Here is a 15,265-nt window from a genome sequence, read left to right as displayed (position 1 = left end):
AAAGGGCGCCTGGGGACATCATGGACACGGGTGAGGGAAACGATGCCATTCTTCACTGATTCGGACGAGGTTGCGGTTGAGGGCCTGGGGGCTGCCCGCCGGATTGGGTGGATGCGCTTCGTGGGCGCCTCGCTGGCTGCGCTGCCCATTGCATCGGTGGGCCTGGAGCGCGGCATGGGCAGGTCGGCATGCGTGTTTCTTCTGGTCAATGCGTTGGTCTGGCCGGCCATTGCACAGCTGCTGACACGGCACGCCGCCCGGCCCGCTGTCGTGCAATTCCGTTGCATGGTTGTCGACTCGCTGCTGGGCGGGGCATGGATCGCCTTCATGGCTGTCAGCGCTGTGCCCAGCGCGCTCTTCGCTGCGCTGCTGGTGGCAGACAAGATCGCGGCCGGCGGTACACGGCTGGCGCTGAAGGCCACGGCTGCGCTTCTGCTCGGTTTCCTTGCTGCATGGCTTGCTATGGGCACGCCTTGGCAGCCGGCCACTTCTTCCCGAACATTCCTGCTCAGCCTTCCGTTCCTGTTTGTCTACGGGATCGGATTGAGTGCACTGAGTTGGCGTCTTGCGCGCCGGGTCAGGTCACAGAATCGGCAGTTGCAGCGACTCAGCCGAATGGATCCACTGGTGGAACTGGCCAATCGCGGCTATCTCATGCACCGCGCTCAGCAGATGATCGAAGCGGGGCGCGCTCTGGGCCGCAGGGATTGCCTGCTGATGCTGGACGTGGATGATTTCAAGCGCATCAACGATACCTTGGGCCATCGCACTGGCGATGAAGCACTGCGTCGTATAGCCGCGGTCCTGCGCAGCGTGTCACGCCCTGGCGACACACCGGGACGCCTGGGCGGAGATGAGTTCGCGCTTCTGCTCGCCGGGCAGACGCCGGCTGAGGCCATGCTGCTGGCAGAGAAGATCAGGAGCCTGCTCCACGCTGATACGGGCAGTGATGCCACAATGCTGGACCTGAGCGTGAGCATCGGCATTGCCGCCGCGCCCACGACGACCAGTGCTGAAGAGTGGCTCGCAAGAGCGGACCAGGCACTGTATGAAGCCAAGCGACACGGCAAAAACACGGCGAGCTGCGGCACGGATTGCTGAGCAAACCCTACGCATCGTGGTCGACGTCAATCGCTGACATCTTGATGGTTGCCGGCATCTGACGGAAAGATCGCCTCGTTCGCTGGGAACACTTTCCACTCCTGATGACACGGGACTGCACTGCGTCGGCCGTCGGGCGACGCGTTCTTCACAACATGCAACGTTACACTGGCGCGCTTTCGCATGTGGAACTCGGAGGCAGATAGCCCGATCGTGAGAGTAATTTCCTCTATTGCCATTGCCTTGCTCGCCAGCGTTTCCTTACCCACAGAGGCATCCGAACCTGGTCGGAACGGCGATTCCTACTTCAAGCCTGGTGGTGCGGTAAGGTTCAATTACGGCTGGCTCGACTACGGGCCGACCAGCCGCCTTCAGCTTGAACTGATGCGTGCGGACCTTGACGCTGGAACCGGACCGTTTTCCTTCTCTGCCCAATACCGCTGGTACGATGGCTTCGACGCCGTGCATCACGCCTACGCGGGCTGGCAGTTCTCCGATGCTACCCAGCTCAAGGCAGGTATCCAGCAAGTCCCGTTCGGGCTGCTCCCCACCGTTTCGCAGAGTTTCTGGTTCGGCTCCGGCTACTACCTGGGCATCGAGGATGATTACGATCCGGGCCTTGTGGTGATTCACCGCAGCGGCAGCACAACTTGGCATCTTGGCTGGTTCTCCGGAGACGAATACGGGTCCGGGGCTCGCTACGATCGCTACTCCTTTGATGTCGCGCAGACCGAGGCGTTGCCGTATCGCGAGCGGCAACGACTGCATGCACGCGTGGAGAGCGCGCGCGACTGGGGCGGCGGCGAACTGTTGCTGGGCGCATCAGCGTTTGCTGGCAAGGTGCAGAACACTCAGACACGGCGTCAATACGGTCATCAGGGCGCGGCCCTCCACGCACAGTGGCAGCGCGATGGTTGGACCGCGCAGTTGCAGTGGGCGCGGTACCGGTATGACGTGCCCGGAGATCGCATCGCAATGTCGGCGTTCGAATCCCCCTTCCAGGTTGCAGCGCAGGCGGATGTGCCAAGCGCCAACATCGCCTATTCGTTCGGCCAGAAGGGCTGGCTGGATGAAATCACCTGCTATAACAACCTCAGCATGACCCGCCCAGTCGGGCACCGCGCGGGCCTTCGTGATTCGTGGCAGAACGTGACCGGTTGCAGCCTGCAGAAAGGCATCATGCTCACCTATGTCGACTGGATCGCTGGCCGCAACATGTGGTTTGCCGGTGGTGATGGTATCGGCATCGACGAGGGAGGTCCTTCCCGCTGGCATTCACGGCTGAACTTCAACATCGGCTTCTACTTCTGATCGGGCTCGCGCAAGCCGGAGGCTTCTTCACCCAACAACACGGAGGTATCCATGCAGAGCACGGCTCCGCAACATCCCCCCGTTCGCCAGCGGATTCTTCCGCAGGTGTTCATTCCCACGGCAGCCATCGTCATCGCGCTGCTCGCGCTTGCTGCCATCGCGCCCGATACGGCCACGCGGTGGTTCACCGCGGCCAAGTCATGGGCTGCCAATGATGCAGGCTGGTTCACCATCCTTGCGGTGGCCGGCTTCCTGGTCTTCGTCGTCGGCGTCGCCATCAGCAGTTACGGCCGCATCAAACTCGGCCCTGACCACAGTACGCCGGACTACAGCTACGGCTCCTGGTTCGCCATGTTGTTCGCTGCCGGCATGGGCATCGGTCTGATGTTCTTCGGCGTTGCCGAGCCCATCATGCACTACGCCACGCCGCCGGTCGGCTCGCCCGAGTCGGCCGCAGCTGCCCGCCAGGCCATGCGCATCACCTTCTTCCACTGGGGCATCCACGCATGGGCGATCTACGCAGTGGTAGCGCTGTCGCTGGCGTACTTTGCCTACCGGCACAATCTCCCGCTGCGTGTCCGATCCGCACTGTATCCGCTCATCGGCGATCGTATCCACGGCCCGTTGGGGCATGCTGTAGACACGTTCGCCGCGCTGGGTACCATCTTCGGCCTGGCCACCTCGCTGGGGCTGGGCGTCATGCAGATCAACGCCGGCCTGAACTACCTGTTCGGCCTGGAGGTCAGTACGCTCGTCCAGGTTGGCTTGATCACCGTCATCACACTGGTGGCGACCGGCTCGGTCGTGGCTGGCCTGGACAGCGGCGTACGCAGGCTGTCCGAGCTCAACATGATCCTGGCGGCAGCGTTGCTGGCCTTGGTGCTGGTCTGTGGACCCACCGTGCACCTGATGCAGGCACTGGTGCAGAACACCGGCATGTACGTTTCCCAGCTGTTCTCGATGACCTTCAACCTTTATGCCTACGAACCCACGGGTTGGCTGGGTGGCTGGACGCTGTTCTACTGGGGCTGGTGGATTGCCTGGTCGCCCTTCGTTGGCATGTTCATCGCGCGCATCTCACGTGGACGCACTGTCCGTGAGTTCGTGGTGGGGGTGTTGCTTGTGCCGCTTGGCTTCACATTCCTCTGGATGACCATCTACGGCAACACCGCGTTGCACATGGTGCGGGCGGAGGGCATCCAGCAGTTGGTGCAGGCGGTCTCAACCGACAGCTCGATGGCGCTTTTCGAGTTCCTGGAGCACCTGCCCCTGACCATGCTGACCTCTTCGCTGGCGGTCATCCTGGTTGCGCTGTTCTTCGTAACCTCAGCGGACTCCGGTGCCCTGGTAATCGACATGCTTACCTCGAAGGGTGAGGAGGAATCACCGGTCTGGCAGCGGATCTTCTGGGCGCTGCTGGTCGGCGGCCTGGCAATTGCCCTGTTGGTGGCCGGCGGGCTGGAATCGTTGCAGGCAGCCACCATTGCCAGCGCGTTGCCATTCACGATCGTCATGATCCTGATGTGCTGGGGACTGCTGAAGGCCATGCATCTGGATGCGACCAAGCGCTCGATCCTGCGGGATGCACGTATCCTGCCGGGGACCAGCGAGGATTGGCGGGCGCGCCTGCGCCTTCTGGCGCACAACCCGTTGAAGATCGAGGTGACCGGCTTCATCGAGCAGCGCGTCATTCCTGCATTGGAAGAAGTTGCGGCTGAGCTGCGCAAGCAGGATCTGCCGGTCCACGTCTCCAAGGGGGAGGATCGTCGTGCGTGGCTGCAGGTTGGGCATGGCGAGGAGATGGACTTCTTCTACTCCGTGCGGCCCCAGCCCTATCAGCCGCCGACGTTCGCCCTGCAGGATCCCCGTCGACCGGTCAGCGAGGGTACCCGCCATTACCGCGCGGAGGTCTATCTGCGGGAGGGCGGGCAGGACTACGACGTCATGGGGTGGACGAAGGTTCAGCTCATCCACGATGTGCTCGATCAGTACGAGCGCCACCGTCAGTTCCTGGACAAGGTGCGCTCGTAGAATCCGTACACAGATGCCGCCCGGAGGAGCGGCATCTGCCTTGGGCCGGGCGTAACCGTGCGTTGACGTGGCCTCGGCGCCCGACCGTGCTATTGATGGTCGAACTGCCCAGGACGTAGCCCGTGCTCACCAGATTGAGGCTTGCAGCGAGCAAAGTTACCAAGCGGATGTGGTTCCGCTCGACCCTGTATGGCGCCTTGGGCATCATCACGGCGTTGGCCGGTGCGTTCCTCAAGTTCCTCATTCCCTCCGGCCTTGCTGCACGGATCGGCGCCGATTCCGTCGGTAACATTCTTGGCATACTTGCCGCGTCGATGCTGACGGTCACCACCTTCTCGCTGTCCACTATGGTCTCGGCCTACGCGTCCGCGTCGAGCAGCGCCACCCCGCGCGCGGCCCGCCTGCTGATCGAAGACACCCGGGCCCAAGGTGCGCTGGCCACCTTCATTGGTGCCTTTCTGTTCTCGATCGTGGGCCTGATCGCGCTCAGCACCGGCATGTACGGAGACAGCGGCCGGCTTTGGGCAGGCCTGGCGGTCGCCCGTCAGTCTGCTGAACATCGGTCGGCTTTTGTTCAGCTTCATTTTCCAAGCGAGCGTGGAGGAAATCATTTTCCGCGGCTGGATGCTCTCGTTGGTAGCGCGCAAGGCCAATGTCGCGGCGGCAGTGCTGCTGGTGTCGCTCGTTTTCTGCTTCCTGCATTTTAGTCCGCACCAGCCGCTCCGGGTTACGCTCGGCATCTTCCTGTTCTCGCTGTTTACCTGCGCCTGGGCGCTGCGGACCGGCAATATCTGGGGCGTGATGGGCTGGCACGCGGGGTGGAACGGGTTGCTCGCGACGGGCTTCGAATTGCCCGTCACCGGCATGGATGCACACTTGCCGGCGCTGCTGGTGGCGCTGCGGCCGCAAGGCTTGGACGCCCTGACCGGTGGCGCGCAAGGGCCGGAAGGTAGTTACCTCTGCAGCGTTTTCTTCGTCGCCGCGATCGCGTGGATCCAGTGGCGGAAGACCCGCGGAGCTCAGGACTTCTTCCCGACCAGAAGGTAGTGCCACTGCCTGAGCTGCATCTCCGTCCCGTCCTTGCTGATCCGATGCTTGGCAATCTGGAGGCAGCTTGGGTTCGGAATGCCAGACCGAATGCCGACTGGACCGAGACTGCATTGGGTTCTACCCGGATATCACGGACGGTTTAAGAAATAGCTGCAATCTTCTGATCCTGCTTGGCGACCCTTCGCCGCATTCTTGGGTTGTGGCGTCGCTCGATTTAGTCAAATACATCCGCTCGTGCCGCACCCAGTGTGCGGTAGCTCGTTCGATCCATACGCTCACGCTGGAGCAGGGCAAGAAAGCCTTTGCAGGTCGCGTTGTCAACGTAATGCCCCGCCGCGCTCATTGAGCCGATCAGGCCGTTGGCGGCCAGAATCCCTGATAGTCACCGCTGCGGAACTGGCTGCCGCGCTCCGAATGCAGGATCACCGCATGACTTCCGTGCCGTTGCCGCACCGCCATCTGCACCGCTCGAATCACCATCTGACGGTCCAGCCGATCATGCACTGACCACCCCGCGATCCGCTGTTCGTAAAGCTCCAGCACGATGTACAGATACAGCTTGCCCTTCTGGGTCTTGATGTCGGTGACATCGGTCACCCACTTGGTCTCCGGCGTTTGCGCAGAGGCCAACCCTGCAGGCTGCCGGCCGCCATCAGGCGTGCTATCCGGTTCAGGCTGGCCGTCGCGCCCGCATCAGCCAGGTCTTCGCGCATGCGGCGAAGTCTCAGCGTGCCCCGGCTATAGTGGTGAAGCTGACCCATTCGTACTAGAAGGCGCGGGTCGTCGAGCGGCCGGGCGCTGGCAGGATGCTTGCTCCGCTCGTAATCATTGCTGGCCGAAACCTGGGTTGGCCTCCACGGGCAAATGTCGGTCCGACAGCCCGCGCGTGAGGAGATATCTAGGATCTGGACGCCATTCCTACCGGCGTGGTTGGCCAAGTGTGGTGCTTCGGATTACCTGATGTCAGGCTCCCATCAGCTAGCAGGATTGCTACATACGTGGTCGAGTGACGGATCAAGGCAATAGGCATTACTTAGCCTTTCGTGAACTGATCCTCGAATGGTCACGATTTGCTCGCTTAACCGCACCGTCCGGGCACCATTGTGGCAGCGTGGACGGTGCGGCTGTTGAAGCAGCGTCCGAATCAGAAGTCCCAGCGGGCGGCGACGCTCATCGGCACCGAAATCCGCTTGGCATCGTTGTTGATGCTGCCCAAGCCGAGCCCACCGATGTCGGCGTCATCACCGCTGAGCTTGTCGACGTAGCGAACGCCGGCCTGCGCAGTAAAGCTGAAGGTCTCGCCGACCGGAATGATCACGCCCACATCGAGGCCACCGGACGCGGACCAGGTCTTCTTGGTGAAGCGTGCATCGGGAATGGAAATGGCGGCATCCGGAATATCGAACGAGGCGTTGATTGCGTCAGTGCGCGTCGCGCCGATGCGGGCGGCGAGGAAAGGACGCGCAGCGCCCGGCTGCATGAAGAAACGGCGGTAGCCGAACTCGGCGCCGTAGCTCTTGTAGGCGCTGAAACGGCCGTACACCGGCAGCTCGGTGTCCAGCGCCGGCACGTAGGCGCCACCCACCTGCACGCGACCGGGCGAGGCATGGCTGTAACGCACCTGTCCGAACAGCTCGGCGCGATCGCTCAGTCCATAGCCCATTTCTAGACCGTAGGTGTCGGCCAGGCCATAGATGCGGTCATGGCTGCGCGACTGGATACGCAGCTCGGCACTGACCCCTGCCAGCGCAGGGTTGAGCGGTCCGAGGTCGGGCACTGGCGCGATTGCACCGCTGTGCACGTTGCCGCTGGTCGGCATGTCAACGCCACCGAAGGCGGAAAAACTCCACTTGCCAGCTTCGACACCGGACGCGTGAGCTGTAACGGATGCGGCCAGACCGGCAGCGAGAACGACAAAGGCAGCAGACTTCATTGGGGCTCTCCAGGCTGAAAGGGAAGTGCACAGGATCATGCTTGTTCCAATACGCAGCACGTACACGCTTGGATGCACGCCAAGGAGCGATCGGAGCCCGAAAATCCATCGACTAGAAGCTGGGGGTTGGCGTTGACGCGGCGTACACAAGCGATAGCCTTAGAACCCCTCTCGGCGATGGGCGATGCAAGCAACACGGTGGCACCAGCGGTGTCCAAGCCGTGTATTTCGCCGATTCGGCGGTGTTGGTGAAGTCCATCCTGTGGGCCGCCGCGAGGCGTCACCGCGGCATGTCCGAGGTATGTGGCTGGATGACGCCGATACCCGCCACGTTATCCAGGCGCGGAACTCAGCGGCGCTGGAACAGGTCGTGCGAGAGCATCCACTCCTGGCCGTCGGAATGACCGCCTCAGTCAGCGGCAGGTTGGCCAGACCCAGGGAGTCGGCGCGCTCGGAGCGGGCCAGGTTGCGCCGGCCGACCGACCACAGCCAGCGCCCGGGAAACACCTGCTCCTGCTCGTCCAGGTCCAGGTCCAGGTCCAGGTAGAGCTGGGCCATCTTGTAGCCGAAGGCATGCACTCGCGGGTGGTGGCGGTGGTGATGCGCCCCCCCTAGTTGGCCGCGCTGTGCAGCGGGCCGCTCATGCGCGGTGTCCGGCAGGGCCAGCGGACCAGTCCACGCCCAGCGCGCTGGCCACTTCCACCGCGCTGCTGCTATGCCACCACCGACTGCGGGGTATAGACCGGGTGGTGGTAGCTGAGCCGGCCCCAGGCGTGCACATGTTTCGGGCGCCGCAGTTCAACGGTTGTCTGGCGCGCAAGGTGCAGTCGATGCTCGGGCTGTAGCCGGGCCGACATACCGATCAGAACCGCCCGCTGGGGGTATTCCGGCAGGCCATTTGCGTTTGCGACGCTGAGGCGTGGCTTAATCTTGGTGTCGCAGTGACAGGAACTCGCGACGTAGCGCCGGGTCGCTGAGGAACTTGCCGCGCATCACGCTGTTGGTCATCTTCGAGCCGTCGTCCTTCACCCCGCGCCAGTGCATGCAGTAGTGATCGGCCTCCATCACCACCGCCAGGCCATCGGGCTTGAGCCGCTGCTCAAGCAGGTTGGCGATCTGGCTCACCGCTTCTTCTTGGATCTGCGGCCGGCCCATGATCCACTCGATCAGACGGGCGTACTTGGACAGCCCTATCACGTTGGAGCCGGCATCAGGCAGCACGCCGATCCAGACCCGGCCGATAATCGGGCACAGGTGGTGCGAGCACGCACTGCGCACGCGCAGCGGGCCGACGATCATCAGCTCGTTCAGGTGCTCGGCATTGGGGAACTCGGTCACTGTCGGGGCCGGCTGGTAGCGGCCGGCGAACAGCTCACGCACGAACATCTTGGCCAGACGGCGGCCGGTGTCCTGGGTGTTGTGGTCGTTGTCCACGTCGATCACCAGCGCCCGCAGCAGCTCCTGGGCCTTGAGCGCGACCTCGTGCTCGATCGCGGCCAACTCGCCCTCTTGCAGGTGGTCGGCAATGTTGTCATTGGCATGGAAGCGGTGGCCGGCCCTGCGCAGGCGCTCGCGCACGCGCTCGGAAGCTGGCAGGGGATGCAGCGTCGTGGAATCAGTGAGGGGCTGGGACATGGCAGGGCTCGCGGTAGCAAGGGGGAGCGGGAGGGGGAGGGAGCAGGGGCAGCCGGACAGGCAGGGTCCGGCCGGTGCGTGTTGATAATCACAGCGCGTCCAGGTTGGCCAGCAGCTGCCAGGCCCGCTGCGCCAGCGCCTCGCGCCGGCTCGCTGGCATCCGTGCCAGTTGCCGGTAGGGCATAGCCAGGCGCGGGTTGCGACTCAGGGTGTCTGCATGCCGGTCCAGAAAACCCCAGTACAGCGCATTGAACGGGCAGGCCTTGGCACCGGTGGGCAGGTCGCGGCGGTAAGGGCACTGGCCGCAATGGTCGCCCATCCGGTGGAGGTAGGCTGCGGCGGAGACATACGGCTTGGTCGCCAGCAGGCCGCCATCGGCGAACTGGCTCATGCCCAAGGTATTGGGCAGCTCCACCCACTCAAAGGCGTCGATGTAGATGCCTAGGTACCAGCGGTGCAGGGCCTGCGGGGCGAGCCCGGCAAGCAGGGCGAAGTTGCCGATCACCATCAGCCTCTGGATGTGGTGGGCATGTGCATTGGCCAATGACAGCTTGACCGCGCTGCGCACGCAGGCCATGCGGACGTTGCCGGTCCAGAACCAGTCCGGCAAGGGTCGGGTGTGGCCCAGCACGTTACTGTTGGCATAGCCGGGCATCTGCGCCCAGTACACTCCGCGCACATACTCGCGCCAGCCCAGGATCTGGCGGATGAAGCCTTCAACCGCAGCGAGTGGCGCCTGGCCATCGCGGCCGGCGGCCTCGACCCGCGCGATCACCTCGGCCGGGCTGAGCATCTTCACGTTCAGCGCAAAGGACAAAAGCGAGTGGAACAGCCGCGGCGCCTTTGCGCTGATCGCGTCCTGGTAGTCGCCAAAATGCGGCAGGCCGTATTTGATGAAGGCTTCCAGCTGCTGCAGCGCCTCGCCGCGGTCCAGCGGCCAGCGCAGCGCCTGCTCGCTCGGCTCGCCGAAGCTGGCCACCCCGGCGGCGCTGATCGTCTGCCACAGCGTGCGTAGGTCGTGGCGTGGGCGCAGGTCCGGCGGTTCAGGTGGGTCGCCACGCCAAGCCTTGCGGTTGTCGGCATCGAAGTTCCAGCGTCCGCCCAGCGGCTGGCCGTCCGGTTCGAGCAGCACGCCATGGTGCTGGCGCATGTGGCGGTAGAACAGCTCCATCGTCCAGCGTTTGCGGCTGCCGAAAAACTGCGCCACCTCATCCCGCTCGGTCAGAAAATGCGCACTGTCCACACAGTGCACCGGTATCGACTGCTGCGCGGCGTACTGGCACAACTGCTGATCCAGCCGCCACTCGTCTGGGGGCTGGTACTCCAGCGTGCCGGCCGCGTGCCGGGCCAGCAGCGCATCCAGGTTGGCGGTCAGCGACTGGCTGTTGTCCGGCGCATCGATGGCCAGGTAGCTGACCCTGTGACCGGCCGCGCGCAGCTGGTCGGCAAAGCGACGCATCGCCGCGAAGATCGCCAGGATCTTCTGCGCATGGTGCAGCACGTAGTCGGTCTCCTGACGGATCTCCATCAGCACGTAGACCACGTCCGGGCGCACGCTGGCGAACCAGGGATGCTCGGGATTGAGCTGGTCGCCCAGCACCAAACGCAGGCAAGTCACGGCTCACTTTCCAGTTGTCGGGGCTGCCAGTGGGACAGGCCGATGATCAGCGTGATGAACACCACCAGCACCGCCAGTGACAGTGCCATGACTGCGGCTACGCCAGCCCCTGCCAGTGCCGAGGCCTGCTGCCGGGCATACATTCCGAGCAGCCCCCGGACGGCGGCCAGCGCATACCACGGGTTGCCGCGCAGCTTGAGCGCCTGGCCAAGGGCGAACCCTCCATCAAGCGGGAAGATTGGCCCCCAGATCGCGAACGCACAGCCGGCGATAACGATCAGGGTCGGGTAGCGGGCGGGTATCTCGCCGCTACTCGGCCCAGGCAGGCCGGTATTGGAGAGCCAGCCCACCAGCGGCATCAACAAGGCCAACAGCAGTACCAGCCATTTCATTGGAACTCTCCGTGGAACGTGTCCTTGTCCTGGCGGGTTTCCTGCCAGCGTTGCGGGACGCGCTCGATCCGGCTGGCGTCATAGTCCAGCGCCGAGGCGAGATCAAGCATTACCTGGTAGTCGGCTGCAGGCACGACCGGGGTGCGAGCCATGCACCAGAGGTAGTCGCGGGCATCGCGTACCACCATTACCACCCTGTAGTCCGGTGCCAGCCAGCCGATCAGGTACTGCGTCTTGAACAGGCCGAAGAAGCATACTTTCCACTCGGCATTGTCGGTGCCCGGCTGCAACAGGCCGGTGGAGGCCAGCAGCTTGACCGGTGCATCGACGCTGTCTGGAGGGTACCGATACCAGGTGCCGATCTGGCCCTTGCTGTCCAGACGATAGGTTTCCACCGGGTTGTGGCTGCCACGCTTCAAGCGTGTGGGGATGATCCCGCTCACATACCAACGCCCCTTGAAACGGGGAAAGTCCACCGACTCGACCGGGGTAATAGGGGAGTGCTTGGCCTGGGCACAGCCGCCGAGTAGCGCGGCCACCAGCGGCGGCAGGACGAAGGGGAAGGACAGGCGCATGGCAGGCATACACGGTCGGAGAATGTAAGTGTTTACGCAGCGGCCATCGCTCTGGATGCATCAAATGGCAGAGCCGCTGCGTAGAAATCGCGTGATCACACGACCACTCCATCACTTGGACCACTACTTGCCTTGGCCGGCCGGGCGGGATGGCTGCGGCCCTAAAGCGTGCCCGGTGCCGCATGCGGAGGCGATCTGATGGCGCGGATGCGGAAAAAGGCCGAGCTGCCGCAAAAGCTATGCGCACGTTGCGCGCGGCCATTTACGTGGCGACGCAAGTGGGCGCGTGAATGGGACAGCGTGCGCTACTGTTCTCAGCGCTGCCGTCAACACCGATAAGGAACCGGAAAGTGGGCAAGCGGATTTTGTTGGGCGGTGCCACCGGCCTGGTCGGCCAAGGCGTGGTGCGCGTGCTGCTGCAGTGCGACCAAGTGGAAGCGGTGAGCGTGCTGGTGTCGCGCCCCTTCACCGCCCTCGATCCCCGGGTGCAGGCGCTGCAGCTGACGGATTACTCAACGACGCGCTGGACGGTCTGGACCTGCGCGGCCTGGACGCCTGCTTGTATTGCGGCGGACCGCGGCTATTTGGAATGTCGGAGGCCGTCTACCTCGAGGCGACTGTGGCGACCCTGGAAGGGGTCATTGTGGGCCATGCCGCGGCCAATCAGGCCGGCTATGTGTCCTTCATCTCCGGCATGGCGGCCGATCCCGGCAGCAGGATGATGCCCCTGCAGGTCAAGGGGCAGGCAGAACAGGTGCTGGCTCGCTCGGGGCTGGCCCATACCAGCCTGCGTCCGGGCGTGTTGCGTCCGGTGCTCGGGGTGGCCTCGCCGCATCGGCTACGCCGTGGCCTGTATGCCGTGGGAAGCCCCGTGCTGGCGCCGGCCGCGGGTATCTGCCCACAGGTTTTCACCAGCACCGAGGCGATTCGCCGATGCGTGCCGCGGCTGGTGATCAATCGGCTGCAGCGGCCGGACTTAATCAAGAACGCCGATATCGCCCAGCAGGCTGGCTGATGCGGCAGGCCAGATGGCGCCTTTGCGCTATAGGAGATTGACTGTATTCACTGCTTTTACTGCGCAGCGAATAGAACGCATGCCATTACCTTTTTTGCATTCCTGCCGGTGCCGTAGCGCAGCGTCCTGCTGAGGCGGATCGCTATCATTGACGGCTTCGGTAAAACTACGGGCAAGACGTCATGAAGAGCGCAGTGGTGATATTGCTGGGAATAGTGCCGGTGATGGCGTCGGCTACTGCGCAACTCACCGGCCCGCAGCGGTTGCGGGCTGCCCGCCGGGAAACGGCCGAGTAGCTGCGGTTTCCGTCGCGCGATGGCGCCTTCTTCACCGGCACTCAGGTACGGGTTGTGAAACAGCTGAACGGACGGTTCGATGGTATGCAGCAGCGGGGGGGGGGGGGCGCGGGATGACACAGGCATCGGACGATGCACTATCCTACGCCGTAGCACCCGGGCAAAGCTGCTATCTGGCCATTACGGTTTCAAGGCCTGACGATTTGCAATGGTATGTCGAAGGGGTGATACGCCCTTTGGATTAGGGTCGCATGCGTGCCGCGCTGCACGGCGACACCGAAGCATGACGATCGGCCTTTGGCGAGCAGACAGCACGGGTATGAGCCGAAATTGAGCACGACGCGTGTGCAGATTTTTGCATAGACAGAATTTTGAATCGTCCCGGTTTGAAGGCGGCCATCATTGTGGAGCATGTCCGTTCCTGGCCATAGGCTAACGTCGGCTGGGTAGGGGATTGGGGTGTTTATCGAGGTTAGGGAAGAGGTCTGCTTGGGGCCAGAAAGACGCGTGAAGGACGCGTGAATGGTGCATGGGCTCGCGCGCGCAAGAGTGGTAGCGCAGTTCACGCCACCTCCCTCTGAGTGCTCCATCATTCGCGGAGGAGGTGGGAAGTACATCATCCAGGGCGGTCCCAATGGCGAACGGCTGGCCGCGCTGTACGCCAAGTCTTGGGTCGTGGCAAGCTGGTCGCCATGAAAAGCGATCAAGCTAGCCTGCCCGGACGGACACGAGTGGTTGACTCAGTGTTCGAATTCGAACTGCAAGGCAGCACGCTCTACGTGGACGCTGAGCACGTACCCCAGTGCGTAGAGCTGTGGAGAACCGGGCAATACACGCAACTCGGCATTTCGGATCACGAGAATCCTGGCCTCAAGAGTATCGACTTCATTGAGGCCTTCTTCCCTGTGGCTGATTTTCACTTGATGCTTTTCGACAAAGTCGATTTGTCCGTTCTGGGAGGAAATGCCGAGTGGCTGAAGCATTTCTTCACCAACGCGGGGCCGAATGCCATCGACGACCTTAGTCCCTTCACTAAGCTCGAATCACTAGGCCAACCATGGAGTAGGAAATTTCGCGTCGACGAAAGCCTCGGACGCTTGAAGGGCTTGGCACTGGGCGGATTCAGTCCAGCATCATGTGACATCACCGAATTGTCCGTCCTGCCCGCGCTGGAGAAGCTCTCGCTCTATTTCAATAAGCTGCAGAGCTTGAAGGGGCTCGAAACAATGCAAGGTCTGCGCGAACTCTTCGTCGGTTTCGCGCCGAAGCTGGAGTGCATCGACCCAATCTGCGAGCTAAACGAGCTCCGTGAACTGCGTTTCGAGCACTGCAAGAACGTCCGCGGTTTTGCGGACCTGGTGAGGGGCAAACATATGGTCAACCTGATGTACATGAAATGCTCGCCTCTCGATCACGTGCGGTTCGTCAGCCGATTGCGCTCTTTGCAGAGGTTTGTTTTCTTGGATACGAACGTGCTCGATGGCGACATGGCGCCGCTTGTGGATCATCCGACGCTGGCGCACGTAGCACTAACGAAGAAGAAGCACTTTACGCTCAGTGAACGGCAGATTCTTCAGCGGTTAGGTGATCGCGAAGGTGGGGTTAGGGCTCGGATGGCAAAGTTGAATCTCAAGAAGGCCGCCGCTGAAGCTGCAGCGGAAGCGCAGTAGTTCCGCCGTACAATGGCGCACTGAGCATGAGCCGGGACGAGCGGGTGACATTGCTGAGTGCGTTCGCATTGGCGGGCGAGATCATTCTCATTGGGCACTACGCAGGCAAAGTTGCTGCCCGGCGCGTCACGACACTTCAACTTCTAGCAGGTGCCCTGTTTACTTTATGCGCCATGCCATTCGCCGGAGAGTCGATACCGGCCTTCTCGTGGGTGTGGCTGGGGGCCGCGGCGAGTTTGGGCGCCGCCAGCATGTTAATCCAGTTCACCATGAACTGGGCGCAGAAGACCGTTTCACCTACCCGGGCTACCGTAATCTATGCCAGCGAGTCGGTATGGGGTGGGATCATCGGCCGGATCGCCGGTGAGCGCCATCCTGGTCTCTCCATTCTCTGGGCCGCGCTTATCGTGATCGGCGTGATCGTCAGTGAACTGAAGCCCAGCAAATGGAGGCGATGGCGAACGCAGGAGGCAGTCGGGCCGATCGATTAGATCGCACACAAGCCGGTCGCTCCAGCTTCAAGGCGGTGGGATGCAACAACAGGAAAGCATCGAGGTGCCACAACCCGACCAGAGTGGGAATGCTCTTGTGGGCGATCAAGTGACCTGACGATGTCCGCTTCCGGCCGGGAGGGGGAC

Annotated in this window: 15 protein-coding genes and 1 pseudogene; 9 read left to right on the top strand and 7 right to left on the bottom strand. The window is 62.9% G+C overall.

Going from position 1 to position 15,265, the window contains the following annotated elements; translation table 11 throughout:
• The first annotated feature begins 111 nt into the window (after nucleotides 1–111).
• From AC5P9P_RS12120 to AC5P9P_RS12100, 5 genes are all read left to right on the top strand, one after another.
• Nucleotides 112–1,101 carry a GGDEF domain-containing protein gene (locus AC5P9P_RS12120; RefSeq protein ID WP_239507146.1) on the top strand — a complete coding sequence of 330 codons (990 nt, stop codon included), beginning with the start codon at nucleotides 112–114 and terminating at the stop codon, nucleotides 1,099–1,101.
• 183 nt (nucleotides 1,102–1,284) lie between these two features.
• Nucleotides 1,285–2,412, top strand: coding sequence for a hypothetical protein (locus AC5P9P_RS12115; protein WP_239507147.1), 1,128 nt, complete (start codon nucleotides 1,285–1,287; stop codon nucleotides 2,410–2,412).
• Between the two features lie 51 nt (nucleotides 2,413–2,463).
• Nucleotides 2,464–4,443, top strand: coding sequence for a BCCT family transporter (locus AC5P9P_RS12110; protein WP_495232807.1), 1,980 nt, complete (start codon nucleotides 2,464–2,466; stop codon nucleotides 4,441–4,443).
• 122 nt (nucleotides 4,444–4,565) lie between these two features.
• Complete coding sequence (locus AC5P9P_RS12105; protein WP_495232806.1) at nucleotides 4,566–5,150, top strand: DUF2254 family protein; 585 nt, start codon at nucleotides 4,566–4,568, stop codon at nucleotides 5,148–5,150.
• The gene (locus AC5P9P_RS12100) at nucleotides 5,041–5,490 is read left to right on the top strand and encodes a CPBP family intramembrane glutamic endopeptidase (protein ID WP_343229673.1); all 450 of its coding nucleotides are present in this window, start codon (nucleotides 5,041–5,043) and stop codon (nucleotides 5,488–5,490) included. Before AC5P9P_RS12105 ends, AC5P9P_RS12100 begins: the two co-directional genes overlap by 110 nt.
• A 120-nt stretch (nucleotides 5,491–5,610) precedes the next feature.
• On the opposite strand, the pseudogene AC5P9P_RS12095 reads toward AC5P9P_RS12100, so the two are convergent.
• From AC5P9P_RS12095 to AC5P9P_RS12065, 7 genes and pseudogenes are all read right to left on the bottom strand, one after another.
• Nucleotides 5,611–6,347 (bottom strand): annotated as a pseudogene (locus tag AC5P9P_RS12095) (DDE-type integrase/transposase/recombinase); the annotation flags it as partial.
• A gap of 290 nt (nucleotides 6,348–6,637) precedes the next feature.
• Nucleotides 6,638–7,426: a hypothetical protein gene (locus AC5P9P_RS12090; RefSeq protein ID WP_146257121.1), complete on the bottom strand. Its 789-nt coding sequence runs from the start codon at nucleotides 7,424–7,426 to the stop codon at nucleotides 6,638–6,640.
• A gap of 159 nt (nucleotides 7,427–7,585) precedes the next feature.
• Nucleotides 7,586–8,086 carry a DUF1365 family protein gene (locus AC5P9P_RS12085; RefSeq protein WP_495232846.1) on the bottom strand — a complete coding sequence of 167 codons (501 nt, stop codon included), beginning with the start codon at nucleotides 8,084–8,086 and terminating at the stop codon, nucleotides 7,586–7,588.
• Between the two features lie 264 nt (nucleotides 8,087–8,350).
• Nucleotides 8,351–9,061: a GTP cyclohydrolase I gene (gene folE / locus AC5P9P_RS12080; RefSeq protein WP_495232805.1), complete on the bottom strand. Its 711-nt coding sequence runs from the start codon at nucleotides 9,059–9,061 to the stop codon at nucleotides 8,351–8,353.
• Between the two features lie 88 nt (nucleotides 9,062–9,149).
• Nucleotides 9,150–10,679, bottom strand: a complete 1,530-nt coding sequence (locus tag AC5P9P_RS12075; RefSeq protein ID WP_111188307.1) for a cryptochrome/photolyase family protein — start codon at nucleotides 10,677–10,679, stop codon at nucleotides 9,150–9,152.
• On the bottom strand, nucleotides 10,676–11,071 hold the full coding sequence (locus AC5P9P_RS12070; protein ID WP_111188306.1) for a TspO-related membrane protein: 396 nt from the start codon (nucleotides 11,069–11,071) through the stop codon (nucleotides 10,676–10,678). The genes AC5P9P_RS12075 and AC5P9P_RS12070 overlap by 4 nt, the downstream gene beginning before the upstream one ends.
• The gene (locus AC5P9P_RS12065) at nucleotides 11,068–11,646 is read right to left on the bottom strand and encodes a lipocalin family protein (RefSeq protein ID WP_495232804.1); all 579 of its coding nucleotides are present in this window, start codon (nucleotides 11,644–11,646) and stop codon (nucleotides 11,068–11,070) included. The genes AC5P9P_RS12070 and AC5P9P_RS12065 overlap by 4 nt, the downstream gene beginning before the upstream one ends.
• A gap of 198 nt (nucleotides 11,647–11,844) precedes the next feature.
• On the opposite strand from AC5P9P_RS12065, the gene AC5P9P_RS12060 reads away from it, so the two are divergent.
• From AC5P9P_RS12060 to AC5P9P_RS12045, 4 genes are all read left to right on the top strand, one after another.
• The gene (locus AC5P9P_RS12060) at nucleotides 11,845–11,985 is read left to right on the top strand and encodes a DUF2256 domain-containing protein (protein ID WP_111188304.1); all 141 of its coding nucleotides are present in this window, start codon (nucleotides 11,845–11,847) and stop codon (nucleotides 11,983–11,985) included.
• 250 nt (nucleotides 11,986–12,235) lie between these two features.
• Nucleotides 12,236–12,661: an SDR family oxidoreductase gene (locus AC5P9P_RS12055; RefSeq protein ID WP_353949940.1), complete on the top strand. Its 426-nt coding sequence runs from the start codon at nucleotides 12,236–12,238 to the stop codon at nucleotides 12,659–12,661.
• A gap of 1,039 nt (nucleotides 12,662–13,700) precedes the next feature.
• On the top strand, nucleotides 13,701–14,627 hold the full coding sequence (locus tag AC5P9P_RS12050) for a leucine-rich repeat domain-containing protein (protein ID WP_495232803.1): 927 nt from the start codon (nucleotides 13,701–13,703) through the stop codon (nucleotides 14,625–14,627).
• Between the two features lie 26 nt (nucleotides 14,628–14,653).
• On the top strand, nucleotides 14,654–15,118 hold the full coding sequence (locus AC5P9P_RS12045; protein ID WP_439426867.1) for an EamA family transporter: 465 nt from the start codon (nucleotides 14,654–14,656) through the stop codon (nucleotides 15,116–15,118).
• Nucleotides 15,119–15,265: the final 147 nt, after the last annotated feature.

This window comes from Stenotrophomonas sp. YJH_SMC_14-1 (assembly GCF_059372275.1).
This window is presented reverse-complemented; position numbering and strand designations above follow the sequence as displayed.